Consider the following 26,176-nt stretch of genomic DNA (forward strand, 5'->3'; position numbering starts at 1 on the left):
TATAATAGTACTAAATCTAATTAGTCAACATTATCGTGCAAGAAAGAGTTATTACTTCTTAATTGCATATCATCATTGCTATCCGTACCTAAACTAGTTCGGGAAGCTTTTGAATCTGTAGCCGCATCATTCAATTCAATTCCTGCTCTTTTGTATGCAGGTTGTTTTTCAATTTCATCAATGCGAGAAACGCTATTATTAAATTTATAATTGAATTCTTTTAGTTTTCTTCTACGCTCATCAGCTCTGCTTTTTAAGCTTTCTTCAATCGTTGAATTAAAAGGATCAATTTCATCTACTTTTTGTACTTCCTCTACAGGAGAATCAATGACTTTTTTCTCAAAAACAATACTTTCTTCTGCAGCTTTAGGCATTTTCTTCTCTGAAGTTTCTTCTTCATCCATATAGTCGTCCAAACTGTAACGTGTAACTCCTTTATCATTTACTTCGGTTACAGGTATAACTTCTACATGATCTTTTACTTCAATCGCATTTACTTCATCTGAAGAAAGTTCAAATTTAATAATATCTTCCTTTTTTTCTACGGTTTCTTCCGAAGAATTTTTTAACGGCATATCAAATGAAAAAGCAATCTGATTTTCGTCCTTCTTTTCTGCAATTACAAACTCTGGATCATGCACTTCAATTGACTTAATCTCCTCTGTCATGTTCGTGATGATGAATTCATCTTCTTGAATTGCTTTTACTTCTTCATAGACCACTGACATGTTTTTAAGTATTTCAGTAGTTGGAATAAGCTTCATTTCAGCTGTATCATCCACTAATGTGTGACGAATCACTTCTTCTTTTTTTGGAGTCTCAACCGGAATCGTTGCCTTTGGCGTAGTTGGTGTTACTACAGAAGTAGGCTTCGGTGTTAAGTTTTGAACTGCACGTTGTTCGTCTTCAAGTGTATGAATAATTTTTTTAGATTCCGTATTGACGATTTCGTCTTGCTGATCCACATCAAAACCAGTCGCAATAATGGTTACAGAAATTGCATCTTCCAATGTTTCATCTTCACCAACACCCATAATGATGTTTGCTCCTCCACCTGCTTCATTTTGAATATGATCGTTAATTTCTCCAATTTCATCAATCGTAATTTCTTCTGAACCAGAAACGATAAGCAACAGTACGTTTTTAGCTCCGGCAATTTTATTATCATTTAACAACGGAGAATCCAATGCTTTCATAATAGCTTCGCTGGCACGATTGGCACCAGAAGCATTAGCCGATCCCATGATCGCTGTTCCACTATTTGATAACACAGTTTTTGCATCACGTAAGTCGATGTTTTGCGTATAGTGATGCGTAATTACTTCTGCAATTCCGCGAGAAGCAGTTGATAAAACTTCATCTGCCTTAGAGAAACCAGCTTTAAATCCTAGATTACCATATACTTCTCTGAGCTTATTATTATTGATTACTATCAAAGAGTCTACATGCGAACGTAACTTTTCAACACCTATACGTGCTTGTGCATTTCGCATTTTTCCTTCAAATTGAAAAGGTATTGTTACTATTCCTACTGTAAGTATATCTCTATCTTTTGCTAGTTTTGCAATGATAGGAGCAGCTCCAGTTCCTGTTCCTCCACCCATACCAGCAGTGATAAATACCATCTTGGTATTGGTATCAAGCATTGTTCCTATGTCATCAATGCTTTCCAATGCCGCTTTTTCTCCTACTTCTGGATTGGCTCCTGCGCCAAGTCCTTCCGTAAGGGAAACTCCCAATTGAATTTTGTTGGGTACGGGACTATTTTGAAGAGCTTGTGAATCTGTATTACAAATCACAAAGTCTACACCTTTTATTCCTTGTTGAAACATGTGATTGATGGCGTTGCTTCCGCCTCCACCTACACCGATCACTTTGATTACATTTGATTGGTTTTTTGGTAAATCAAACGAAATGTTACCGAATTCTGTGTTGCTACTCATAATTCTTTAACTGGTTTTTTATTATTCTGCGTTATCTAAAAAATCTTTTAACTTATCGGCCCATTTTTCAAAGATTGATTTTCGTTCTTTTTTTGGTTCCGATGGTTTTGGGGCGCTGGTATGTTCTGTTGTGTCGTTTGTAGTGGTTTCTACTTCTGAAATTGTTTCTGTAGGTGATTCCACAATTTCTTCTTCAACAACAACTTTTGATTGGTTTTCGATAGCATTCATTACTAATCCGACAGCAGTAGCATATAACGGACTTGCCATATCTGCATCTGAGTCTCCTGCCAAATGTTCGTTAGGATAGCCTATTCGCGTATCCATTCCAGTAATGTATTCTACTAATTGTTTTAAATGATTCAACTGACTTCCTCCTCCTGTCAACACAATTCCTGCAATTAGTTTTTTCTTTTGTTCTTCATGTCCGTAGTTTTTGATTTCTAAATAGGCTTGTTCGATAATCTCAACTACACGTGCATGAATGATTTTAGAGAGATTTTTTAACGTAATCTCTTTAGGTTCTCTACCGCGTAAGCCAGGGATGGAAACAATCTCATTATCTTTATTTTCTCCTGGCCACGCTGAACCAAATTTTATTTTAAGTAGTTCTGCTTGTTTTTCAATGATAGAACACCCTTCTTTGATATCTTCTGTAATCACATTTCCTCCAAAAGGGATAACTGCTGTATGACGAATGATTCCATCTTTAAAAATTGCCAAATCTGTGGTTCCTCCTCCAATATCAATCAAGGCAACACCTGCTTCTTTTTCTTCTTGACTTAATACGGCATTAGCAGATGCCAAAGGTTCTAGAGTGATTCCTGCCAAACCTAAGCCAGAACTTTTAACACAGCGACCAATATTTCTTATTGAGGAAACTTGTCCAACCACCACATGGAAATTTGCTTCCAATCGCCCGCCATACATTCCGATTGGCTCTTTAATTTCTGCTTGTCCATCTACTTTATATTCTTGCGGAAGCACATGAATAATCTCTTCTCCAGGCAGCATAACCAATTTATATACTTGATTAATCAACATGTCAATATCAGAATCATCGATAACCTCATCTGCATTGGAACGTGTGATGTAATCGCTATGTTGCAAACTACGAATATGCTGTCCAGCAATTCCAACAACAACTTCACTAATTTTTAAGTCAGAAACACTTTCCGCTTCTTGTACTGCTTGCTGAATAGATTGAATTGTTTGTGTAATATTATTTACCACACCACGATGCACTCCGAGACTCTTGGATTTTCCTACTCCAAGAATTTCTAGTTTTCCATACTCATTTTTTCGCCCAATCATTGCCACGATCTTCGTGGTTCCTATGTCTAATCCTACTGCAATGTTATTGTTTTCCATGACTTATTTTTTGGTGCACACTACTTGATTGGTAAATTTTAAATCAACTTTTGTATAATTATCAAGCGTTTTGTCTTTTGCTGCTTTTTTGAAAAACGCTTTCAAATTATTCACCTTCTTTTCTATATTTTTTATGTCGCCAAATTGTACCACAAAGTCATTCGCTCTTAATTTCAGATCGAATGTTTTGTTTTGGTTTTGTATGATGGTGATCACATTCTTTTTGAGAAAGTCATCAGCAGCAATATAGTTGGCTAATACATATATGTTTTTCAACTCTTTTTTATCGACATGTCCTTCTACAAATGGAACACGCGCAGCCGAAACCGTGGATAAAGGCATCGCTTTTCCTTCAGAATCGACATAATAAGAGTCATTAGTTGCGATACGTGCAATAGGCGTTCGCTGTTTAATTTTAGCACCAAGAGTCCCATTTACAGACAGATACACTTCTGCATCTTGAATCATTTCATTCGCGCGTAAACGTTCCTCTAGAACATCCAAATCTAACTGTTCTTTCCGTATGTTCGTAACCGTATCATTATTTTGTATTAACAATTTATTAACCATTGTACGTGTAATGAAATATTGCTCTCCATCTAGAAATTGAATTGCAGGATTTTCTATGATGCGTGCTGCATTTCTATTTGCTGAAAAAGCATATAAAAACACTACTACTGCAACAAGTACAATTCCTTTTATGAGATTCCAATTAATTTTCAATTGCGAGTACTTTTTTTATTTTTTTTACTTCTGCTCCAATATCTCCTGCTCCAACAGTAAGCAATACATCTGTTGAAAGATGAGCTACTTGTTCTATGAGTTTGTTTTTGGTTAACAACTGTTTTTTTTCGTTATGTATTTTATTAAGCAGCCAACTAGAAGTGATGCCTTCCACTGGTTCTTCTCGTGCTGGATAGATTTCCAATAAAATAATTTCATCAAATTGCGATAAGCTTTCAGCAAATTCATCTGCAAAGTCTTTTGTACGACTAAACAAATGTGGTTGAAATATTATCGTTACTTTTTTGCCTGGATACATTTCTCGCACTGCTTGATGCAGCGCATTGATTTCTGTCGGATGATGCGCATAATCATCAATAAATACAAAGTTTGTTGTTTTAATTTGATATGAAAATCTACGCTGTACACCTTTAAATGTTTCCATAGCTTTAGCGAGGCGGTCGGTTGGGGTTCCTATTTTCTCCGCCATCGCAAAAGCTACTAGTCCGTTTAACAAGTTGTGTCGTCCGGGCAAATTAAATCGTATGTCCTTCACTATTTCTGAAGGCGTTTTAATATCAATAATGTATGTTCCGTTTTGTATACGTATGTTTTGCACTTGATAGTCAACTGCATCATCGAATCCATATTTGATTCCTTGTAATTGAATATCTTCCTGTACTAAAAGTTCTCCTCCAGATTTGAGTCGTTTTGTAAAGGCTACAAAAGAATCTTGTAAAACTTCTTTTTCACCATAAATATCCAAATGATCTGCATCTACGGAAGTGATACACGCTATATTAGGTGACAGTTGTAAAAATGAGCGATCAAACTCATCTGCTTCCACTACCGTAATTTTATTTCCTTTGAGAATTAAATTTGATTGATAGTTTTCTGCAATACCTCCTAAAAAAGCTGTGACTTCTACACCCGATTCAGCCAATAAATGTCCTAAAATACTAGATGTCGTTGTTTTTCCGTGTGTTCCCGCAACTGCTAAGCAGTATGTATCTTTAGTTATCAATCCTAAGACTTGCGCCCTTTTATAAATGGTAAATCCGTTTTCTCGGAAATATGTAAGCTCTGCATGCGATGAGGGTATTGCAGGCGTATAGATGATAATTGTTTTGTCTTTATCTAAAAATTCAGTAGCTACTTTAGAGATATTATCTTCTGTGGACACATCAATTCCCATTTCTTCAAGCGCCTCAGTAATGGTTGTTCTAGTTTTGTCGTAACCAGCAACATTTTTATTGACGAATTTGAAATAACGTGCCAAGGCAGACATTCCGATGCCTCCAATTCCAATAAAATAAACGTTATGTATTTGTTCCAAATTCACTTTACTTCTCTAATAATTTTTCTACTTCATCTACAATCCTCATGGTTGCATCTGGCAAGGCTAGTTTTTTAATCTTTGCCCCGTAATCTGCTTGCAATTTTTCAGACCCTATCAATTCATCAAAACATATTTCAAATTGATTATCTAATTCTTTTTCACGAATTAAAATTCCTGCGTTTTGCTCCGTAATCGCCAATGCATTTTTTGTTTGATGATCTTCTGCTACATTGGGTGACGGAATAAAAATCACTGGTTTTCCTACTATACACAATTCAGATACCGAACTCGCTCCTGCTCTTGAAATAATAATATCTGCGGCAGCATACGCCAAATCCATTTTATTGATGAATTGACGTACCTGCACATACGCTAATTCAGTATGTTTTTTATATTTTTCGAAATAATATTTTCCGCATTGCCATAACAGTTGCACATTCTGTTGCTTAAAGTAGGGAAGCTCTTTTTCAATCAACTCATTAATTCTTCCTGCTCCTAAACTTCCTCCTATTACAAGAATCGTTTTTTTATTTTTTTCTAATTTAAAATGATGAATTGCTTCTTCTTTTTTTCCTTTAATTTCTAATAAGTCTTGTCGCACAGGATTTCCTGTTTTTACAATTTTTTCTTTAGGAAAAAATCGATCCATTTTATCATATGCCACACAAATTTTTTGTACTTGCTTTCCTAGCAGTTTATTCGTAATTCCAGCATATGAGTTTTGTTCCTGAATTAACGCTGGCACTTTTTTATTGGAAGCTACTTTCAATAAAGGACCGCTTGCAAATCCGCCTGTTCCAATTACTACATCTGGCTTGAATTTATTAACGATTTTTCGTGATTTTATCAAGCTACTCATCAATTTTACAGGAAATAATAGGTTTTTGAGCGTTAGTTTTCGCTGTAAGCCAGAAATCCACAATCCTTCTATTTTATAACCCGCATGCGGCACTTTTTCCATCTCCATTCTATCTTTTGCCCCAACGAATAGAAATTCAGCTGTTGGGTATCTTCTTTTGAGCTCGTTTGCAATCGCAATTGCAGGATAGATATGCCCTCCTGTTCCGCCTCCTGAGAGTATGATTCTGTATGGTTGCTCCTGCTTATTCAATGTTTATTCTTTTAGGTCTAAAATTTGACTATTTATTTTTTCTTTGTGCTGCATGTTTCACAGCAGAATATCTTTGGATTAAATTGCTTCAGTTAATACATCTAACGGATTTTCGTTTTCATCTACTTTTTCCTGATTTTCTAGATTTTCTTTAATCTCTTCCCTTTTTTTACTGACACTTAACACAATTCCTATCGCCAAACACGTCATCCATATCGATGTTCCTCCACTACTGATAAGTGGCAATGTTTGCCCTGTAACAGGAAATAATTCTACCGCAACCGCCATATTAATTAGCGCCTGAAATACTATGGGAATTCCAACTCCAATAGCTAACAGTTTCCCAAATATAGAATCTGCTTTATGCGCTACAATTACAATTCTAAATAGTAATAATAAGTATAGAAATAGCAATGATAGTGCTCCAATTAAACCATATTCTTCCACGATGATTGCATAAATAAAATCAGAAGAACTTTGTGGCAACAAGTTTTTCATAACACTTTTACCTGCACCTACTCCTACTATTCCTCCACTAGCAATTGCAATTTTTGCTCGTTCTATTTGATAGTTTGCTTCTGTTTTTTCATTACTTGAAAAATTTTCTATCCGCTTGACCCAAGTGTCAACTCTGTTAGGAAATGCACTTGGAAAAGCTTTCGCTGCCAAGATGAACATTGTTAAACTTAACATACCCACAGCTACTATTCCTAAGAGATATTTCCAAGGGTAACCTCCCAAAAAGCACAACATTAATACCATTGAAAATATGATTGCTGTTGTAGAAAAGTTAGCAGGAAGGATTAATCCAACAATTAAAAATACTGGAAGCCATAAGGGAACAATGGTTTCTTTGAACGTTACTGTTTTGTCTTTGATACGCGATAAGTATCTCGCTACATAAATCATCAATACCACACCTGCCAATGTAGATGTTTGAAACTTGAGTCCGACAAAAGGAATTCGCATCCAACGGCTTGCATTAGCTCCTCCAATAGTAGTTCCTTGCGCTAATGTATATATTAGGAATAACAACACGATTGGAAGCATTATGATAGATAATCCTCTAAAATAATGGTATGGCATTCGATGTACACCATATATAATTGCAAATCCTAAAAATAGATGCGATGCATGTTTTATAAGAAATTTAAGTGTATTACCATCTCCATATAAATACGCCAAATTACTACTAGCACTGTATACAGGCAAAAACGAGAATAGCGCTAATAAGGCCACTACTGCCCAAAGCGCTCTATCTCCTTTTATATTTTTAAAGATGGTATTCATTACTTTATAAACTTCTCACTGCTTCTTTAAATTGCCTTCCTCTATCTTCATAATTTTCAAATAAGTCAAAACTTGCACAAGCAGGAGACAATAATACAGTATCTCCTTTTTCGGCAATCTTATGACTAATTTTTACCGCTTCTTCCATAGAGGTAGTTTCTACCATTAAGTCGGTTACACGTCCAAAAGCTTCAATGATTTTTGTGTTATCTACTCCTAAGCAAATAATTGCTTTTACTTTTTCATGAACTAACGGTAAAAGATCTGAATAGTCATTTCCTTTATCAACACCTCCAACAATCCAAACTGTTTGAGTTGTCATACTTTCCAATGCATAATAGGTAGCATTGATATTCGTAGCCTTTGAATCGTTGATGTATTGAACATTTTGAATTTTCAACACTTTTTCTAAACGATGTTCTACTCCTTGAAAACTAGACATACTTTCACGTATGGTTTGTTTTCTAATTTTTAATAATTGCGCAACCGCAGACGCAGCCATTGCGTTCTTTGTGTTGTGTTTCCCTTCTAGTGCTAGCGAATCCGTCGGCATAGTTAATGTCTTATTTTGTATTGTTAATATTATTTGTTTGTTTTCTATATATGCGCCATTTTCTAGTTTTTTCTCTATAGAAAATGGTATTAGTGTTGATTTGACCGGATGCTTTTTAAGCCAATTCACAAGAACTTCATTATCGGCATCGTAAATCAAATAATCTTCTTGAGTTTGATTCATCGCAATTCTAAATTTTGATGCGATATAGTTTTCAAATTTGTATTCGTAACGATCTAAATGATCAGGCGTTATGTTGGTAATGACTGCTATATGCGGTTTAAAGTTGATAATGCCATCTAACTGAAAGCTGCTTAACTCCAACACATATTCATCAAACGATTGCTTCGCCACTTGCTTAGCAAAACTATCTCCAATATTCCCTGCGATTCCCACATTCAACCCTCCTTGCTTGAGCACATGATGTGTAAGCATGGTCGTTGTTGTTTTTCCATTACTTCCCGTAATTCCAACAATCGTTGCATTTGTATATTGTGCCGCAAATTCTATTTCAGAAATGACTGAGATTCCTTTTTCATGCAATTGTTTTACTAAAGGAGCTGCATCAGGAATCCCTGGACTTTTCATTACGATATCAGCATTGAAAATTTTAGCTTCCGTATGCTGTTTTTCTTCCCAGTCAATTTCAAACTGATTCAGAACTTTTTTATAGTGCGATTTGATTGTTCCTTTATCCGACACAAATACCTCAAAGTCTTTCTGTTTTCCTAAAATGGCAGTTCCTACTCCACTTTCTCCACCTCCTAATATGACCAATCGTTGTTTTAACACTTTTTTGCTTGTTTCTCTTTTATTTAAGCTATCTTTTATCAATACTTTATGTTATCTCACTTTTAATGTCACAATTGTCAAAATCGCTAGCAAGATTCCCACAATCCAGAATCGTGTTACTATTTTACTTTCATGATATCCTAATTTTTGATAATGATGGTGTAATGGAGACATTTTGAATATTCTTCTTCCTTCCCCAAATTTCTTTTTAGTGTATTTGAAATAACTTACTTGTAATACCACAGATAAATTTTCTGCTAAAAAGATTCCACATAAAATAGGTATTAACCACTCTTTACGAATTGCAATAGCAATAACTGCAATAATTCCCCCTATGGTTAAACTTCCCGTATCTCCCATAAACACTTGAGCTGGATATGTATTATACCAAAGAAAACCTATTAAAGCACCGACAAATGCCGCTATATATATAGTAATTTCTCCAGCTCTTGGTATGTACATTACGTTTAGATATTCTGAGAAAATTAAGTTTCCTGATATCCAAGCAAAGATTCCTAAAGTAAGAACAATGATAGCTGAAGTTCCTGCGGCGAGACCATCAATTCCATCGGTAAGATTGGCTCCATTTGACACCGCTGTAATGATAAAAATAACAATTGGAATAAATACCAGCCATGCATATTTAGCATACTCAGGGTTAATCCAAGTAATTAGTTTTGCATAATCAATTTCATTATTTTTTACAAAAGGGATGGTTGTTTTCATAGAGCGTTTTTCTTCTCCAAACTTTTTAGTAGGCGTATTGTTTCCCACCACCACTTCTTGTTGTTGCGTTACTGGTAACTCTTCTCGAATTGTCACGTCTTGATGAAAGAAAAGTGTAGCGCCAACTATTATTCCCAATCCAACTTGTCCTAAAACTTTAAATTTACCTTTAAGCCCTTCTTTATCATTTTTAAATTTCTTGATATAATCATCAACAAATCCAATAATTCCCATCCAAACAGTAGTTACAATCAACAAAATGATGTATATATTTTCTAGTTTAGCAAATAACAATACAGGTACTAGTGTTGCTAGGATAATGATTAGACCTCCCATTGTTGGTGTCCCTGCTTTTTCCTTCTGCCCTTCCAAGCCTAAGTCTCGCACAGTTTCCCCTATTTGTTTTGAACGCAGATAACGGATAATTCTTTTTCCGTAGATTGTTGAGATTAACAATGAAAAAATAACTGCCATTGCCGCTCGGAAACTCAAGAATCCAAATAAGGAAGCTCCTGGAAACTGATATTGTTTTTCTAAATATTCAAATAAGTAGTATAACATATTCTTTTTGTTGCGCTCTTTTTAAACTGGTTATTTACTAAGATTTTCTAGTATTTCCTTTGCAATTTTGTAATCGTCAAAATCGGTGCGTTTTCCTTTAATTTCCTGATAGGTTTCATGTCCTTTCCCCGCGATGAGAACAATGTCATTTTCACTTGCCATTTGACATGCTGTTTTTATAGCTTGTTTTCGATCTGTAATAGACAGTGTTTTTTTATAATTTTGAGCTTCCACACCTTTTTCAATAGCTTCAATGATAGATTCAGGATTTTCACTTCTCGGATTATCTGAAGTGAATATTGCTTTTGTACTTAACGCAGAAGCAATATTTCCCATTTTAGGACGCTTAGTAACATCTCGATCACCTCCACAACCTACAACCGTAATTAATTGCTCATTTCCCGTTCGTATGTTATTGATTGTTTCAAGCACATTTTTTAGTGCATCTGGCGTATGTGCATAATCTACAATAACAGTTACTTTATTTGCAGATATAAAATACTCAAATCGTCCACTTACACTTTCAAGTTCACTTACCAAGCGTAGTATTTCAATTTCCTCCAGACCTAATAATTCTGCTGTAGCGTAAATTGCCAATAGATTGTATGCATTGAAATTCCCAATAAGTTTTGTCCACACTTCATTATCATTTACTTTTAAAAGCAATCCTGCCAAGCTATTTTCTAAGATTTGCGCTCGGTAATCTGCATAGGTCTTCAGTGCATATGTGTATTTTTTGGCTCGTGTATTTTGCATCATTACCAAACCATTTTTATCATCTATATTTACTAAACAGAATGCTTCCTTTGGCAATTCATCAAAAAACTGCTTTTTAACATTTCTATATTCCGCAAATGTGTCATGATAATCTAAATGATCGTGCGAAAGATTCGTAAAAATTCCTCCTTGAAAATGAAGTCCAGCCGTTCTTTTTTGGTGAATTCCGTGAGAAGAAACTTCCATAAAGCAGTATTCAACTCCTTCATGATTCATGAGTTGCAAATATTTGTTAATTGTCAATGAATCTGGAGTTGTATGCGTAGCTTTATATTCTGTATCATTTACTAATATTTTTACCGTTGACAACAACCCTACTTTATATCCAGCTTTTTTAAATAGTTGATAAAGTAATGTAGCTATTGTTGTTTTACCATTCGTTCCTGTTACTCCTATGAGTTTTAAATTTTCCGAAGGATTGCCGTAATAGTTGGAAGCCATAATTGCAAGAGCACTACTTGTATTATCTACTTGCACATATGTAATTCCTTGAATAATTTTTTTTGGAATTTCTTCACAAATTATAGCAATCGCTCCCAACTTTATTGCTGAGTCTATATAACTATGACCGTCAAATTCATATCCTTTTATAGCAACAAATACATCATTGAGTTCCACTTTGCGTGAGTCAAAAACAAGTTCGCGCACAGAGATATTTGTATCTCCTGTAACAGCTTCAATGTGAACTTTGTATAGTATGTCTTTTAATATATTCACGATAATTCTAACACAATTCGTTTTTCTGTTCCTATTTTTTCACCTGCTTCAAGTGATTGTTTGGTTACAATTCCTTTTCCCTTCACTTCTACTCGCAATCCTAAATTTTCAAGTAAGGGAATTGCATCCATTGCTGGCATTCCGACTACATTGGGAATAATTGTTTTATATTTTCTAGCTTTATCTAGATACAGTTCATAACTACTTGCTACATTTTTTTGAACTTGTTCGATATTTTCTACTTGATCAAATATTGGTGTATCTCTATAGATTTTATGAGCAATTTTTTTAAAAACCGGTCCGGAAACGTCTGCTCCGTAATACCCTATTGCCTGAACAGGTTCATGAATTACTACGATACAAGAATATTTAGGATTTTCAACCGGGAAGAACCCTGCAAAGCTTGATATGTATTTAACCTCACTTCTTTTTCCTCCATAATTTTTTTGACATGTCCCTGTTTTTCCCGCCATCGAAAAATCAGGAGAGTACAATCCATTTCCTGTTCCATGTTTTTTTTCCACAACGTTCTGCATCATTTTCTTTACCTTTTCAACAGTTTCTTTGGAGCAGATTGAAGGATTTAACACTTCTTTTTCAAATATTTTTTCACTCGCATACCAATTTTCACGAACTGCTTTTATAAATCGAGGACGCACCATTTCCCCACTATTTGCAATAGCATTGTAAAATGTTAGTATTTGCAAAGGCGTTAGTTCAACACCATACCCATATGCCATCCATTGCAATGATATACCACTCCAACTTTTATCTTTTGGATGTGGAATGATTGGTTTTCCTTCTCCTTTGATAGACACTCCTAGTGTATCATTGAGTCCCATATTATACAGGCGATCCACAAATTTTTTAGGGTTCTTTCCATAAAAATCATTGATAATCTTCACGATTCCTACATTTGAAGACACCTCAAAAGCTTTAGAAGCGGTTATTTTACCGTATCCCTTGTTATTAGAATCTTTTACTGTTTTACCATAAAAAGTAAGTTTACCATCACCAGTATCTACTACATAATTACTATCAATTACACGATCTTCAAGCGCAGCTACCATCGCCATTAGCTTAAATGTAGACCCTGGCTCATGCTGTTCACCAACCGCATAATTGAGTCGCTCATAATACTTTCCTTGTTTATTTCTTCCTAGATTTGATATGGCTTTTATTTCTCCAGTTGCCACTTCCATCACAACTACACAACCGTGATCTGCTTTATATTTCTCTAGCTGTTCCAACAAAGCATGATGTGCAATGTCCTGTATATTTACGTTTATTGTAGAAATGATATCGTACCCATCCTGTGGCTCCAATTCATTTTCACCAGAAACAGGTTTCCATTGCCCTTTTGCTATTTTTTGCTCTAATCTTCGTCCTTCTTTCCCACGCAAATATTCACCATAAGCACCTTCGAGCCCTACCCCTTTTTGTCCTTCACGTTGATGCCCAACAGTACGCTCTGCGATTTTACCAATAGGAAGTTCTCGCACTGTTTTTACTTTGTCTATAAAGCCACCTTTGTAAGCTCCATGCTTAAATATTGGAAATTGCTTAATCCGAATATATTCTGAATAACTTAAATTACGGGCAATTCTCAAATATTGATTTTCATTTTTACGAGCCGTTTTCAACATCTTCTCATAATAAGCAGATGATTTTCCAAACATACGAGACAATGAATCTGACAATGCTTTTACATTTTCTGTAAATGTTTTTTTCTTTACTGTTTTGGTATCAAAGAAAATATCGTACTTAGCAACAGAAGTAGCTAACAAACTACCATCGTCTGCGTATACATTACCTCTACTTGGAGCAATTGTTGCATTTCTTAGCGTACGCTCTTCCGCCATTTCTTTATACTTCTCTCCTTCTACAAATTGAATATTAATCAACTGCACCATAACCGCAATCGCAAAGAGAAACATACCTCCTGCGATAAAATATAAGCGATTTAATATGTTTTTTTCGGTTACTGGCATTTTGTTGATTACTCTTGTGTTGTTACTCTAATTTTTTTTGGCGGATTTTCTGAAGGAGCTAAACCTCTTGCAGACACTTTTTCGGTTATATGTGATTCTAACTTTAATTGTTGAAGAGTTGTCCGTGCATCGACAAATTGACTTTTCAATTCTTTTACCTCATCATTTAACTTGGCTATTTTATGTACTTTTTCATCTGCCCAATGCGAACTTGCAATCATTATAAGCGCTAAAAAAGATGCAAAGACTATAAACCGCCAATTTTTGACTGCATCATCTTTAATGAGAAACTTCCCTTTTAATATGTCATATATACTTTGCTTCATCACTAAATTCGCTCTGCTATTCTTAGTTTAGCACTACGCGCTCTGTTATTTTTCTTTATTTCTTCGTTAGAAGGAACTATTAACTTCCCTACTTTTTTAAAAGGCACTTCTACTCTTCCAAAAAAATCTTTTTCAGGCTCACCTTCAAACATTCCATTTCGAATAAAACGCTTTACCAATCGATCTTCTAGCGAGTGATAGCTAATTAAACTCAATCTTCCACCTGTTTCAAGCACTTCTTGCGTTTGAAGCAAAAACTCTTTTAACACTTCAATTTCTTGATTCACTTCAATACGAATTGCTTGATAAATTTGCGCTAAGATTTTATGCTCTCTATGCATTGGTAAAAAACGTTGTAACACTTGTTTTAACTGCTCTGTTGTTTTAATTACCTCTTCCGTTCTTGCTAAAACAATCTGCGCCGCGATAGCCTTTGCATTACGCAATTCTCCGTATACGCTTAAAATAGAACGCAAATCCTCTTCACTATATTCATTTACTACATGATAAGCAGAAATCTCCCCTTCTTGATTCATTCGCATATCCAAATCTGCTTCAAACCGTAATGAAAAGCCTCTTTCTGCCTTGTCAAATTGATGTGATGACACCCCAAAATCACCTAGAATTCCATCTACTTTTCGCACTCCATGAAATCGCAAGAACTTTTTAAGATGTCTAAAGTTTTGATTTATTAATGTAAATCGCTCGTCTTCTAATGCATTATCAAGCGCATCTTGATCTTGATCAAAGGCATATAATTTTCCATTTTCTCCTAATCGGCTTAATATTTCTTTAGAATGTCCACCTCCACCAAAGGTCACATCTACATACACTCCGTCTTCTTTAATATTTAGCCCATCAACGGTTTCTTTCAACAATACTGGATTATGATATTCCATCTCCTTCGTCATTTCCCATTACTTTTTCAGCCAAATCCCCAATATCAATTCCCGAATCATCTGTAGCTGCATTATATTTTTCTTTATCCCAGATTTCAACAATATTGATTGAGGAAGACAATACTATCTCTTTTTTTATTCCAGCAGAAAGCACTAAATCTTTCGGAATCAACAACCTTCCTGCCGCATCAATTTCCACCATCCGAACACCTTTATTAAATCTTCGAATAAAATCTACATTTTCTCTTTTAAATCGATTAAGTTTGTTCAGTTTTTGAGTGACTTCATTCCATTCACTCATAGGATGCAACTCCAAACAAGAGCCAAACAGCCCTTCTTTTATAACAAATCCATCTTGCAACACAGGAGACAACTGCCTTTTGAGATCGGCAGGAACAAGCATCCGCCCTTTGGCATCAACTTTACACTCGTATGTTCCAATTAAATTTATCACGTAAAAATGCAGCTCACCTATTATAAGATTCAAATATATTGAAAATTTTACCACATTTTACCACATTTTACCACTTTGTTGATAAGTTTTTGCTTTTACCCCTTAAAAATCTGATATACAACCTCTAAATCAGTCTTTATATCTCCTCAAATATGCTTTAAAAAAAAGCATCTATTCTCCTTTATTTTTCAGTTGTTTCGCTATTTTGTTAGACATTTTAAAAAAAACACCTTTATAAAATCGAAATGCCTATATTTGTCTCTTGTTAAAAAACTGATAGCCATTAATGAAAGAAAGCTTTAAAAAGGAAGGGAAATTCAATTATCTCGAATTAGGAGAAGGAACACCTATCGTTATTTTGCATGGCTTAATGGGTGGCTTGAGTAATTTTGAAGCCGTTACCCAGAATTTTTCAGCGAAAGGATACAAAATTTTAATCCCTGAGTTGCCTATTTATACAATGCCACTTTTAAAAACTACTGTAAAGAATTTTGCTAAGTACGTACAAGAATTTATCATCCATAAAAACATTGGCAAAGCTATACTACTAGGAAATTCATTAGGCGGACATATTGGATTGTTAACTACAAAACTATATCCAGAATTAGTAAAAGGACTAGTAATTACAGGAAGTTCAGGTTTGTACGAAAGCGCTATGGGTGATGGATACCCTAAGCGCGGTGATTATGAATTTATCAAAAAGAAAAGTGAAGACGTTTTTTACGATCCTGCAGTTGCTACCAAAGAAATTGTTGACGAAGTGTTTGCTACAGTAAATGACCGTAGCAAACTAATAAAAACTTTAGCAATTGCCAAGAGTGCTATTCGTCACAACATGGGAAAAGATCTTCCTAATATGAACGTTCCTGTAGGCATTATTTGGGGAAAGAATGATACTGTAACTCCTCCAAATGTTGCGGAAGAATTTCATCAATTACTTCCTGATTCTGACTTATATTGGATTGACAAATGCGGACATGCTCCAATGATGGAACATCCTCAGGAATTTAATGATCATTTGCAAGATTGGCTTACCAAACGTAATTTTTAATCAGGATGAAAATTAAATCTGCTGAATTTGTAATGAGTAATTCGGATGTGGCAAAATGCCCTAAGGATCCGATTCCTGAATATGCGTTTATTGGGAGATCCAACGTAGGTAAATCTTCCTTAATCAATATGTTAACTCAACGCAAAAGCTTAGCTAAAACGTCAGGACGACCAGGGAAAACTCAACTAATCAATCATTTTAAGATTAATGATGAATGGTTTTTAGTGGATTTACCAGGTTATGGATATGCCCGCGTTTCTAAAAGCACCAAAAAAGTTTTTCAAAAATTCATCACTGAATATTTTAGCAAACGCAGACAATTAGTTTGCGGATTTGTTTTGGTAGATATTCGCCATGAGCCGCAAAAAATTGATATGGAATTCATGCAATGGTTAGGCGAAAATCAAATTCCGTTTTGTATCATTTTTACCAAAGCTGATAAATTACGCCCTTCTCAAATTGATAAACATATAGCAAAGTACCGAGAGAAGCTACTTGAAGATGTTTGGGAAGAAATGCCGCAGTATTTTATTACTTCTTCTTCCAAAGCTATGGGACGTGACGAGGTATTGGAATATATCAACCAGATTAATGAAGAGTTAAAAAATTCTTAACTATTCATTCTTTCTCTAATAAGACTAATCAACTCTTGAGTTGTTTTCAAATTTTTCATTTCTTCTTGTGAAATAAACTTTTTTAATTGCTGATTTTCTAGTAATAAAACCATAGGGTATACCTCTTGGTGCACTGAATATTTTTTTCGGAATTCATCCTTGTGTAAAAATTCCATTGGAAACTGAACTTGCTCCCTAAATCTTCTCCACTGCTCCTTTTCAACAAATACATCATGCGTCAAACTACAAAGTTTACATTGATACGTTTTAGGGCGCAACATTTTATGCGCAATATCTATAACAGCATTGATTTTTCCTGCCTGAGCATTGTATACAAAAATAAGTTTTTTATCTGCCCGTTCTGTTTTCATTATTAAATCCATTGTAATCACAAACACCTTAATTCATCTAATCTTTCCCTTATTATTGTCGCAAAATAGCAGACTTCCTTTTTCACTTTAACATATTTTCATACTTTTAATTCATCAAAAAGAAAATTATGCAAGCTACCACTATTGACGAAGTAATCTCTTTTTTGGATGAAATTATCCAAAAAAACAAGGAAATTCCCAGCACTATGGGATATTTTGCCGCTTTATATCAAAAAGTAACTTGCAAAGTAAAGGAAGGAATAGAGAATCATTTTTTTGATGATAATGAACGAATGGAACGCTTGGATGTGATTTTTGCCAATCGTTACCTTCAAGCATATACCGATTATAAAAGTGGCGTTACACCTACAACTTCATGGAAAATTGCCTTTGACGAAGCTGATAATTATTGGCTAATTGTTCTCCAGCATTTATTACTTGGCATGAATGCTCATATTAATTTAGACCTTGGAATTGCTTCCGCCGAAGTAATGAAAGGGAAAAACATAAATGATTTAAAGGGTGATTTTGATAAAATCAATATAATTTTAGGCGAATTAGTTCATGATGTGGAGAAAGAACTTTCGTTGATTTGGACTTTTTTAGCTAAAATTTTGAAGGAAACTGAGGAATTTGACACTATTTTGATTGATTTTAGCATGAAATTGGCTCGAAATGGCGCATGGAAATTTGCAACTATTATGGCAAATACAGATGAGTCTCAGTGGCCAAAAGCCATTGCTGAACGCGATAAAAAAGTAGCCGATATTACCAAAATTATTCTTGAGCCCGGATTTTTCATCAAACTTATACTAAAAGTCATTCGATTGGAAGAACGCGGATCTATAAAGCGAAAAATTGAGATTCTAGAAAAAGATTAGCATCTCAATTTTACACTTTTTTTTATTTCTTTAATATATCTAGCTTTTCTGCAAAATAATCACAGAAATCCAGCATTGTAGCAGCCATTTTTTCATCATTCGTAGCTCGTTGAAATGTTCGTGCCATCGACACCAATGTTTGATGATAAAAAACTTTCATTTCATCAACCGGCATATCTTTGGTCCACAAATCGATTCGCAAACTTTCCTGTGCTTTATGATCCCAAACAGACAACATTACCGCTTTTGAAGATTCATTTTCTACTCCACCATCTTTAGCTGTCCAATTAATAGCTTCTGGCACATTATTTTCATCAACGGTTACTGCTATTTTGATTTCAGACTTGAGTTTCTTCGCCATTATTTCTTCGGTTTATACTTTGAATTTGTAAAAATTTCTTTTGCTGGTTTTTGCAACATATCGCGCAAAGATACATCATTATTTTTCATATATGCTTTCACGATTTCACAACCAATATATCGCCCAATTCCTCCAGGTGATTCATTGTCTAACTCTAATTGAAATTTTGAAAAAGGCGCTAAATTTAGAAAGCGATTATCTAACTTATAATCTGTACTGTATAACAATTCTTTCTCAACAAAATATGTCCAAATTTGCGCTTCATTCTCAGCAGCCCAAGCAGCTTTTTGCTCAGTATACCCAAACAACATTGCTGTACTCGCTTTTGGCACTAACAAAGACTTTAAGTACTGTACTTTTCCATGATAAATCATCTTATTTAAAAAAGTACGATCACGGGAAGGCGTTACTTGCGTGTATGCAAATTCGTTTGCCATATCTACTGGAATCATCTTTTTTTCAAAATTTTGAGCGATATAGCGCTGAATACCTTCATAAAATTTGTGATCAGCGCCCAAATAAGTATTAAGCGCTATCAAAAACATATCTTTATAAAGTATTACTTTTTTGCGATAATCTTCAGAAGTAACCGTAAAAACCTTTGGCGGGTCATATTCTGGAAAATAAAATTCTATATGTTGCAGGACAGATTTAATGTCGCGCTGCACAGGAGCAAAATCTGAAAAGACTGAGTCTATTTCTATTTTTAATTCTTTCTGTAAAGGATCATTCATCGTATAAATCCAAGTAGAATCAGGCACAGAACTCGGAAAAAATAATGGATATGCTTCTTTTAATTTGGGAAGATCTTTCGGTGTAGCTCCTAAAAACACTTGATCAAACCTTACGACATTTACCTCTATCGGAATAGCAGCTATTTCTTTTTCAAGAGAATTTTCTTTTGCACATCCTATTACAACTAAAACTAACAAAAACAGTATTTTTTTCATCTCAATTTTTAGATTAATCTTTTTACAAACGCAACGAGTGACTGTAAATTTTATTTAAGTGCTATTTTTGTCTGCAAAGGTACTTTTTTTATCTTGTAAAAAAATTGAACCTTATGAATTAAGCTCTTATGATTCTGCTGATAGCAACAGAAAAGTAATTGACAAATTCTATTAAAATTTATAAAAATATAAAGATGAAAACTGAATTGGTAATCGACCATATCGTAAATTGGTTAAAAGAGTATGCTACAAACGCACGAGTAAACGGTTTTGTAGTAGGTGTTTCCGGCGGAATTGACTCTGCAGTAACCTCTACACTTTGTGCTAAAACTGGACTTCCTACGTTGTGTATTGAAATGCCGATTCATCAAGCACAAAGTCACGTAACACGAGCGCAAGAACACATTAAACAATTAAAAGAACGTTTTGAAAATGTAAGTGACACCCGAGTAGATTTGACCCCTGTTTTTGAAGAATTCAAGACAGAAGTAACTCTGGAAGGCAAGCAAGCTACAGTAGACATGGCTTTAGCCAACACTAGAGCTCGTTTGCGAATGACTACATTATACTACCACGCTGGTTTACTGGGCAGATTAGTAGCTGGAACTGGAAATAAAGTAGAAGATTTTGGCGTAGGTTTTTATACAAAATATGGCGACGGAGGTGTTGATTTAAGTCCTATTGCAGATTTGATGAAAAGTGAGGTATATGAGCTAGGACGCGCTTTGAAAGTTCCTGCTTCAATTATGGAAGCCAAACCGTCTGATGGACTGTTTGGAGATGCAAGAAGTGACGAAGATCAAATTGGTGCTAACTATGATGAATTAGAGTGGGCTATGAAAATGGATAACGCAGGAAAAACCGCAGAGGAATTTACTGGAAGACAGCAAGAAGTGTTCAAAATTTACAAACGTTTCAATACAGCGAACCGACATAAAATGATTCCAATTCCAGTCTGTATAATACCGCAAAATCTTACATAAAAAATCGCCTTTTTTAATAGTTTTTATAAAAATTTGTTTAAATTTGTTTTTTACAGACCCCCTAAACCTGAAATAAAAATTGATTCGTTTTTATGTTAGCATGACATAACGAGCCTTTCTTTATGTGATGGTCTGATTTAATAATAACTTTAAAAACTAAATTATGGTTAAAGTATTAATTGCAGACAATCATCCCATTGTTCGAAAAGGAATTAAAGCCTTGTTTAAGAACTCTACAGAGATTGATGTAGTAGGTAAAGCTGCTACGACGTCTGAGTTGTTTGACTTTATTGGTCAAGAGCGTGTAGATGTTGTTTTACTTGAGATGGATATTCCTGAAGTAAATGGTATTACTGCTTTAAGAAGACTTAAAAAAGACTTCCCCGATGTTAAAGTAATTATGTTTAGTTCACACTCTGAAGATGTTTATGCAGTAAGCACATTAAGAGCTGGAGCTTCTGGTTACTTATCAAAATCAGTGACAACAAATGTTATTAAAGATGCAATCATTAAAGTTGCTAATGGAGGAATTTACATTAGTAATGAATTAGCACAACGTTTAGCATTTGATGAAAGCACAAACAAACCTCGTAGATTCTTCAGACGTTTATCTACCAGAGAAGTAGAAGTATTAAAACTGTTGGCTTCTGGTAAACGTAATAAGCACGTAGCCGAAGAATTAAATTTAAACGAAAAAACCGTGAGCACATACAAAGCTCGCCTAATGCGTAAGCTGAATGTAGACAACTTAGTTGATTTACTACAACAAGCGAAAGCATTAGAATTACTGTAATTTGCATACACAGTAGAAAAAATTTAATGATGATATGTTTGAATTCTGTACAGAATACTTCATATCATCATTTTTTTGTTTGTGTATTTTTTATAATACTCGCTTCAACTGTTCAGAAAGTGATTTTTTTAAGAAGATATAGTCTTTGATTTCTTCTAAAACATTGTGCAACTCTTCTATTTGTGTATCTTCTTCCAAATTCATTTTAAGCTCATCAATTTTTTTATTGATTAAATAGCATCGTAATGAAAGAATTGTTTCACTCGTTAGCTGTGCAATTGTTTCCTCCTTTGGTTTCACAAATATATTTTGCGCTTCCCAATTATGAAGCTCATAACGCTCTTCCTGCATTAAGATATCTGTTACTTCACTTGCAATTTCAGGAGCAATTTCATTGACAAACGTATCAATTACCAAATCGCCTGTACTATTCAATTTTTCTATGGCTTTGTAATATATTTGTTTAAATTTTTCATTGGCAAGATCTATTTCATCTTGCTGTAAATCTAAGTATAGTTTTTCAAACACTTTCGCTTCAAAAAGTTCGCGTTCCATTTTGAGTTCTCCTTCTTCATCTTCTTTTAATATCAAATCTTCAAAAGTTGCTTTCATATTTCCATACAACAACAAAATCTCTATGATTTTACGTTCTAAAATGTATTGTTCATCAACTTTTTCTGCTTTTTTTTCTGTCTTAATGACCTCAAATGCTTTTTTTTCTTGACGAATTTGTTTATTCGCTTCTTTGATATCTTTGTTTTGCAGTTGAGCCAATGTAGCAAATAGCACTTCTTCTGAAATTTCCATGATACGCGAAGTTTCACGCAAATACAATTCTTGTTTAATCTTATCGGAAACTTTTGAAATACTAGCCATCATATCATTGATGACTTCTGCTTTTTTTATCGGGTCATTTTTAGCCACTTCCATCAATAGCGAAGCTTTATACCCAATAAAATCTCTTACATTGTTCTTAAAATACGCAAGCACATCTTCTAGTGCGTTATTTTTAGTAAAACTATCTGGATCTTCTCCATCGGGAAAAGTACAAACACGCACATTCATTCCTTGCTCCAAAATCAAGTCTACTCCACGAAGTGATGCGCGAATTCCGGCAGCATCACCATCGTATAGAATAGTGATATTTTTTGTCAAACGATTAATTAGACGAATTTGTTCTGCTGTTAGCGCAGTTCCCGAAGATGATACAACATTTTGAATTCCCGCTTGGTGCATTTGAATAACATCCGTATAGCCTTCTACCAAATAACAATTATCTTCTTTTGCAATTGCTTGTTTTGAAAAATATAGACCATACAATACATTACTCTTATGGTAAATATCACTTTCAGGAGAGTTAAGGTATTTAGCTGCTTTTTTATCGTTTGTTAAAATGCGTCCACCAAAACCTAATACGCGTCCACTCATACTATGAATTGGAAACATCACTCTTCCCTTGAAACGGTCAAATCGTTTTTCTCCTTTTACAATAGTAAGTCCTGTTTTTTCTAGATACGTAAGATTATATCCTTCTTTTAATGCACTTTGTGTAAAAGCTTCCCATTCATCTAGCGCATAACCTAACCCAAATTTTTTGATAGTTTCTGTAGTGAATCCTCTCTCCTTAAAATAGGTGAGTCCAATAGCTTTTCCTTGCGGAGATTCCCATAAAACTTCTTGATGGTATTTTTTAGCATATTCAGAAACCAAATACATACTTTCTTTTTCATCTGCCAATGCTTTTTCTTCATCTGTGCGTTCGGTTTCTTCAATCTCTATTCCATATTTTTTTGCCAAATACCGAATGGCTTCTGGATAGGTAAAATGCTCATGTTCCATTAAAAACGCCACAACATTTCCTCCTTTCCCTGAACTAAAGTCTTTCCATATTTGTTTTACAGGCGACACCATGAATGAAGGTGTTCGTTCATCTGAAAAAGGACTCAATCCTTTATAGTTACTCCCTGATTTTTTAAGTTGCACAAAATCTCCGATTACTTCTTCTACACGAGAAGTATTAAATACGGCATCTATGGTTGATTTTGATATCAAGGATTGTGAGTTTTAGGAGTAAACATCAAAAATACTAAGTTTCGTTGATATAGAATAAAAAAAGAGATACTTTGACGTATCTCTTTTAGCGCATCCAATGAAATTTATAAACTGTTTTTTTAGAATACATCCAATCGAAGTCCAAAGGAAATGTTACGCTGCGCTGTATTTGGACTTTTAAATATTGGCGACATGTCATATTTACAATACAAACTCAAGTCGTCCCAACCAATATACCCTGCAACACCATATACAAAAGTATTTGTATTAAAATTTCTTCGAATTTCTTGATCAACACGGTCACCATCTTCAGAATATTTGAATTTTTGCTTTACAGCTATGTTTACTCCTGCAAAACCACCTAACCCTATTTTAAATTTTTGACGTGTATTGTAACGAATATATCGTTCTGTCTCTGTTTTATTGGAAGGGCCAAATTCAAAGTATAATGGTACTACCAAATTTGTCATTCTAATCTTTGATCGACTTAGGTCGTTTGGAAATTCTACTAGGTTTGTTTGTGTTCCTTGATCTACAAAAATTCGATTTCCCGTAGGTTTCAAATTGTTATATTGTAATGATAAGCCATATTTGAATCGCACAAAATTGTGATTTTTAAATACTCGTGTACGCCATGAAATTCCAAATTCGAAGAATCGAGAACCAACAAATCTATAATCAGAGTCACTTAACGACTTTCCTTCTTGTATAGCATTATTAAAACCTACTGCAAAGACTATATCTGAATAGGTTCGTTTGTCATATTTTAAAGGTCTTTTTTTGATTTTTCGTGTATCAAATACTTCTCCAAAGCGAATAAAACTTCCTCCTTCTTGAATATAGTAATCAGTAAGCATTTCTCGTTTCGTTTTTGCCATTCGATACTCAATAGTTGCTGCTGCTAACATGGCTGCTTTCTTTTTTTGCTTTTCAGCTTCTTCTTTGGAAATTTTTCCTTTTTCAAGTTTTTCATTGATTTTTTCAACTTCATACTTCAACACTTTTTTTTCTTCAGCTTCAATTACACGTAAGCGTTCTTCTAAGTACTTTTTTTCTTGTTCTTTTTTGAGTTGAATGGAATCTTTTTCTTGAGCCTGCATTGTAAAGTTTAGACATAGGAGTAACAGGCATGCATACATTTTACTTGTTTTCATGTTCGTTTTTTTATGATGATTATGTTACCTATCGAAAGAAAGGCGTGAGTTCTTTTAGTCGCGATTTGCAATCACGGTTCTGCTTTTTTGAAGGTTGTTTTTGATAAGTTCAAATACTTTTTGCTTGAAAGAGTAATCTAATTCGAGTTCTACTTCTTCTAAGAGTTCATCTGCAGTTGCAAACATTGTGATATTTTCCTGCTTCTTCGTTTCTAATTCTGATAACGATTTTTTTGCTTCGTTCAACAATTGATCAATCTCAGCATCAGTAATGACTATTTTTTCTTTGACAGACAACTCTAGGATAGAGGCTTTTATATTTTTTTCTTCGGGTAATTCCGTAACTGTTTCCACTATTTCTGTTTGAATTTCCTTAGGCACTACTATTGTTTTAGACACTTCTTTTTGCAATTCTTCAGAAGGTTTTTGTATTTCCGTATGAGTTATTTGCTGCTTCGTTTCTTCTTTTACGGGAGTTTTTAGAGGAGTTGTTTGTTTTGTTACTACAGTACGCTCTGTAAGGGAATGCTCTCTTTCAGAAAAAACCTCCTTTTTAAGTTGTTCTTCTTTCTGAAGATAACTAGGTTTAAATTCGTTTGGCGAATTAACAATATTTTGCGTGTCATTTGCTTTTGAATTCAGTAAAAAAAAGATCAGTCCTACTAGTATTGCCAAACAGGCAGCATAAGGAATAAAGGAAATTCGTTTTCTCTTTTGATCATTCGCATCCAATTGACCTGCGAGTTTTTCCCATGAATTAGAAGAAACTTCGATTCTGCGATCTTCCAGAGTTTTTTTTATATCATGCAATTTCATTAGCGTTGTTTTTTTTTGATCGAAGTTGTGATTGTAGTTGTTTTTTTGCTTTAAATAATTGTGATTTTGAAGTATTTATGGAAATACTCAGCATTTCTGCGATTTCTTGATGTTTATATCCTTCTATTTCGTATAAGTTGAAAACAATACGATATCCTTGTGGCAAAGCGTCAATTGCTTTTTGTATTTGCTCTACACCTGCATGAATATCCATTTCACAATCAATAGTTTCAATATAATTTTCTATTTCATCAACAGTAACTAATGGATTTTTTTTTCGTAAAAATGATATTGATTCTCGAATCATAATTCGTCGTATCCAACCTTCAAAGCTACCTTCATTTTTATAAGTTTTCAATTGTGTAAAGACTTTATAAAAACCTGAAAGCATTACTTCTTCTGCATCGTGAATGTTTGCGATATAGTATCGACACACACTTAACATTTTTGGCGAATGCTGCGCATACAACATTTGCTGCGCTTTACGATCATTTTGCCTGGCACGCTTTATAAGTTGTGTTTCTTGTTGATGTAATCGAATAACTTTCACGATATAGATTGCTTTCTATTGACATAG

At 34.4% G+C, this 26,176-nt stretch carries 25 protein-coding genes; 5 read left to right on the plus strand and 20 right to left on the minus strand.

All coding sequences use genetic code 11. The annotated features are described in order from the left end of the window. Positions 1 to 20 precede the first annotated feature (20 nt). The 13 genes from ftsZ to mraZ form a co-directional block, all read right to left on the minus strand. Entirely contained in the window at positions 21 to 1,943 is a 1,923-nt protein-coding gene (ftsZ, locus tag AA088_RS04325) for a cell division protein FtsZ (protein WP_046743726.1), read from the minus strand. A gap of 21 nt (positions 1,944 to 1,964) precedes the next feature. Then, a complete protein-coding gene (gene ftsA / locus AA088_RS04330; RefSeq protein ID WP_046743727.1) occupies positions 1,965 to 3,314 on the minus strand; it encodes a cell division protein FtsA in 1,350 nt (449 codons plus the stop codon). A 3-nt stretch (positions 3,315 to 3,317) separates the two neighbouring features. After that, positions 3,318 to 4,037 carry a cell division protein FtsQ/DivIB gene (locus AA088_RS04335; RefSeq protein ID WP_046743728.1) on the minus strand — a complete coding sequence of 240 codons (720 nt, stop codon included), beginning with the start codon at positions 4,035 to 4,037 and terminating at the stop codon, positions 3,318 to 3,320. Beyond that, complete coding sequence (gene murC / locus AA088_RS04340) at positions 4,027 to 5,379, minus strand: UDP-N-acetylmuramate--L-alanine ligase (protein ID WP_046743729.1); 1,353 nt, start codon at positions 5,377 to 5,379, stop codon at positions 4,027 to 4,029. Before murC ends, AA088_RS04335 begins: the two co-directional genes overlap by 11 nt. Before the next feature lies 1 nt (position 5,380). Next, on the minus strand, positions 5,381 to 6,487 hold the full coding sequence (murG, locus tag AA088_RS04345; RefSeq protein WP_046743730.1) for an undecaprenyldiphospho-muramoylpentapeptide beta-N-acetylglucosaminyltransferase: 1,107 nt from the start codon (positions 6,485 to 6,487) through the stop codon (positions 5,381 to 5,383). Between the two features lie 78 nt (positions 6,488 to 6,565). Next, entirely contained in the window at positions 6,566 to 7,777 is a 1,212-nt protein-coding gene (locus tag AA088_RS04350) for an FtsW/RodA/SpoVE family cell cycle protein (protein WP_046743731.1), read from the minus strand. 4 nt (positions 7,778 to 7,781) lie between these two features. After that, positions 7,782 to 9,122 (minus strand): UDP-N-acetylmuramoyl-L-alanine--D-glutamate ligase, encoded by a 1,341-nt coding sequence (gene murD / locus AA088_RS04355; protein ID WP_046744142.1) that lies wholly within the window; start codon positions 9,120 to 9,122, stop codon positions 7,782 to 7,784. A 51-nt stretch (positions 9,123 to 9,173) separates the two neighbouring features. Further along, positions 9,174 to 10,409 carry a phospho-N-acetylmuramoyl-pentapeptide-transferase gene (gene mraY / locus AA088_RS04360; RefSeq protein WP_046743732.1) on the minus strand — a complete coding sequence of 412 codons (1,236 nt, stop codon included), beginning with the start codon at positions 10,407 to 10,409 and terminating at the stop codon, positions 9,174 to 9,176. Positions 10,410 to 10,439: 30 nt separating this feature from the next. Then, positions 10,440 to 11,903: a UDP-N-acetylmuramoyl-L-alanyl-D-glutamate--2,6-diaminopimelate ligase gene (locus tag AA088_RS04365; protein WP_046743733.1), complete on the minus strand. Its 1,464-nt coding sequence runs from the start codon at positions 11,901 to 11,903 to the stop codon at positions 10,440 to 10,442. Then, complete coding sequence (locus tag AA088_RS04370; protein ID WP_046743734.1) at positions 11,900 to 13,894, minus strand: penicillin-binding protein; 1,995 nt, start codon at positions 13,892 to 13,894, stop codon at positions 11,900 to 11,902. The genes AA088_RS04365 and AA088_RS04370 overlap by 4 nt, the downstream gene beginning before the upstream one ends. An 8-nt stretch (positions 13,895 to 13,902) precedes the next feature. Continuing rightward, positions 13,903 to 14,220 carry an FtsL-like putative cell division protein gene (locus tag AA088_RS04375; protein ID WP_046743735.1) on the minus strand — a complete coding sequence of 106 codons (318 nt, stop codon included), beginning with the start codon at positions 14,218 to 14,220 and terminating at the stop codon, positions 13,903 to 13,905. Between the two features lie 2 nt (positions 14,221 to 14,222). Further along, a complete protein-coding gene (gene rsmH / locus AA088_RS04380) occupies positions 14,223 to 15,119 on the minus strand; it encodes a 16S rRNA (cytosine(1402)-N(4))-methyltransferase RsmH (RefSeq protein ID WP_174442400.1) in 897 nt (298 codons plus the stop codon). After that, positions 15,106 to 15,573, minus strand: coding sequence for a division/cell wall cluster transcriptional repressor MraZ (gene mraZ, locus AA088_RS04385; protein ID WP_046743737.1), 468 nt, complete (start codon positions 15,571 to 15,573; stop codon positions 15,106 to 15,108). The genes rsmH and mraZ overlap by 14 nt, the downstream gene beginning before the upstream one ends. Positions 15,574 to 15,859: 286 nt before the next feature. Between mraZ and AA088_RS04390 the strand changes: the two genes are divergently transcribed. Both AA088_RS04390 and yihA read left to right on the plus strand, forming a co-directional pair. After that, complete coding sequence (locus AA088_RS04390) at positions 15,860 to 16,624, plus strand: alpha/beta fold hydrolase (RefSeq protein ID WP_046743738.1); 765 nt, start codon at positions 15,860 to 15,862, stop codon at positions 16,622 to 16,624. Between the two features lie 5 nt (positions 16,625 to 16,629). Continuing rightward, positions 16,630 to 17,238 carry a ribosome biogenesis GTP-binding protein YihA/YsxC gene (gene yihA, locus AA088_RS04395; protein WP_046743739.1) on the plus strand — a complete coding sequence of 203 codons (609 nt, stop codon included), beginning with the start codon at positions 16,630 to 16,632 and terminating at the stop codon, positions 17,236 to 17,238. Here the strand turns inward: yihA and AA088_RS04400 are convergent. Beyond that, positions 17,235 to 17,609, minus strand: a complete 375-nt coding sequence (locus AA088_RS04400; RefSeq protein ID WP_046744143.1) for a hypothetical protein — start codon at positions 17,607 to 17,609, stop codon at positions 17,235 to 17,237. The genes yihA and AA088_RS04400 overlap by 4 nt on opposite strands. A 128-nt stretch (positions 17,610 to 17,737) precedes the next feature. Here AA088_RS04400 and AA088_RS04405 point away from each other — a divergent pair, with 128 nt between their 5' ends. Next, positions 17,738 to 18,490, plus strand: coding sequence for a DUF5995 family protein (locus AA088_RS04405; protein ID WP_046743740.1), 753 nt, complete (start codon positions 17,738 to 17,740; stop codon positions 18,488 to 18,490). 22 nt (positions 18,491 to 18,512) lie between these two features. On the opposite strand, the gene gldC is transcribed toward AA088_RS04405, so the two are convergent. Both gldC and gldB read right to left on the minus strand, forming a co-directional pair. Further along, the gene (gene gldC / locus AA088_RS04410) at positions 18,513 to 18,851 is read right to left on the minus strand and encodes a gliding motility protein GldC (protein ID WP_046743741.1); all 339 of its coding nucleotides are present in this window, start codon (positions 18,849 to 18,851) and stop codon (positions 18,513 to 18,515) included. Further along, positions 18,851 to 19,801: a gliding motility lipoprotein GldB gene (gene gldB, locus AA088_RS04415; protein WP_046743742.1), complete on the minus strand. Its 951-nt coding sequence runs from the start codon at positions 19,799 to 19,801 to the stop codon at positions 18,851 to 18,853. Before gldB ends, gldC begins: the two co-directional genes overlap by 1 nt. Before the next feature lie 194 nt (positions 19,802 to 19,995). On the opposite strand from gldB, the gene nadE reads away from it, so the two are divergent. Beyond that, entirely contained in the window at positions 19,996 to 20,784 is a 789-nt protein-coding gene (gene nadE / locus AA088_RS04420) for an NAD(+) synthase (protein WP_046743743.1), read from the plus strand. A gap of 163 nt (positions 20,785 to 20,947) precedes the next feature. Further along, positions 20,948 to 21,577 carry a response regulator gene (locus AA088_RS04425; protein ID WP_046743744.1) on the plus strand — a complete coding sequence of 210 codons (630 nt, stop codon included), beginning with the start codon at positions 20,948 to 20,950 and terminating at the stop codon, positions 21,575 to 21,577. Positions 21,578 to 21,667: 90 nt separating this feature from the next. On the opposite strand, the gene dnaG is transcribed toward AA088_RS04425, so the two are convergent. The 4 genes from dnaG to AA088_RS04445 all read right to left on the minus strand — a co-directional run bounded on the left by dnaG (position 21,668) and on the right by AA088_RS04445 (position 26,149). Continuing rightward, positions 21,668 to 23,629, minus strand: a complete 1,962-nt coding sequence (gene dnaG / locus AA088_RS04430; RefSeq protein ID WP_046743745.1) for a DNA primase — start codon at positions 23,627 to 23,629, stop codon at positions 21,668 to 21,670. Between the two features lie 119 nt (positions 23,630 to 23,748). Then, entirely contained in the window at positions 23,749 to 24,783 is a 1,035-nt protein-coding gene (locus AA088_RS04435; RefSeq protein ID WP_046743746.1) for a porin family protein, read from the minus strand. 54 nt (positions 24,784 to 24,837) lie between these two features. Then, entirely contained in the window at positions 24,838 to 25,599 is a 762-nt protein-coding gene (locus AA088_RS04440; protein ID WP_046743747.1) for a hypothetical protein, read from the minus strand. Continuing rightward, positions 25,586 to 26,149 (minus strand): RNA polymerase sigma factor, encoded by a 564-nt coding sequence (locus AA088_RS04445; protein WP_046743748.1) that lies wholly within the window; start codon positions 26,147 to 26,149, stop codon positions 25,586 to 25,588. Before AA088_RS04445 ends, AA088_RS04440 begins: the two co-directional genes overlap by 14 nt. Between the last annotated feature and the right edge of the window lie 27 nt (positions 26,150 to 26,176).

It is taken from the genome of Kordia zhangzhouensis, from assembly GCF_001005305.1.
Taxonomy (GTDB): domain Bacteria; phylum Bacteroidota; class Bacteroidia; order Flavobacteriales; family Flavobacteriaceae; genus Kordia; species Kordia zhangzhouensis.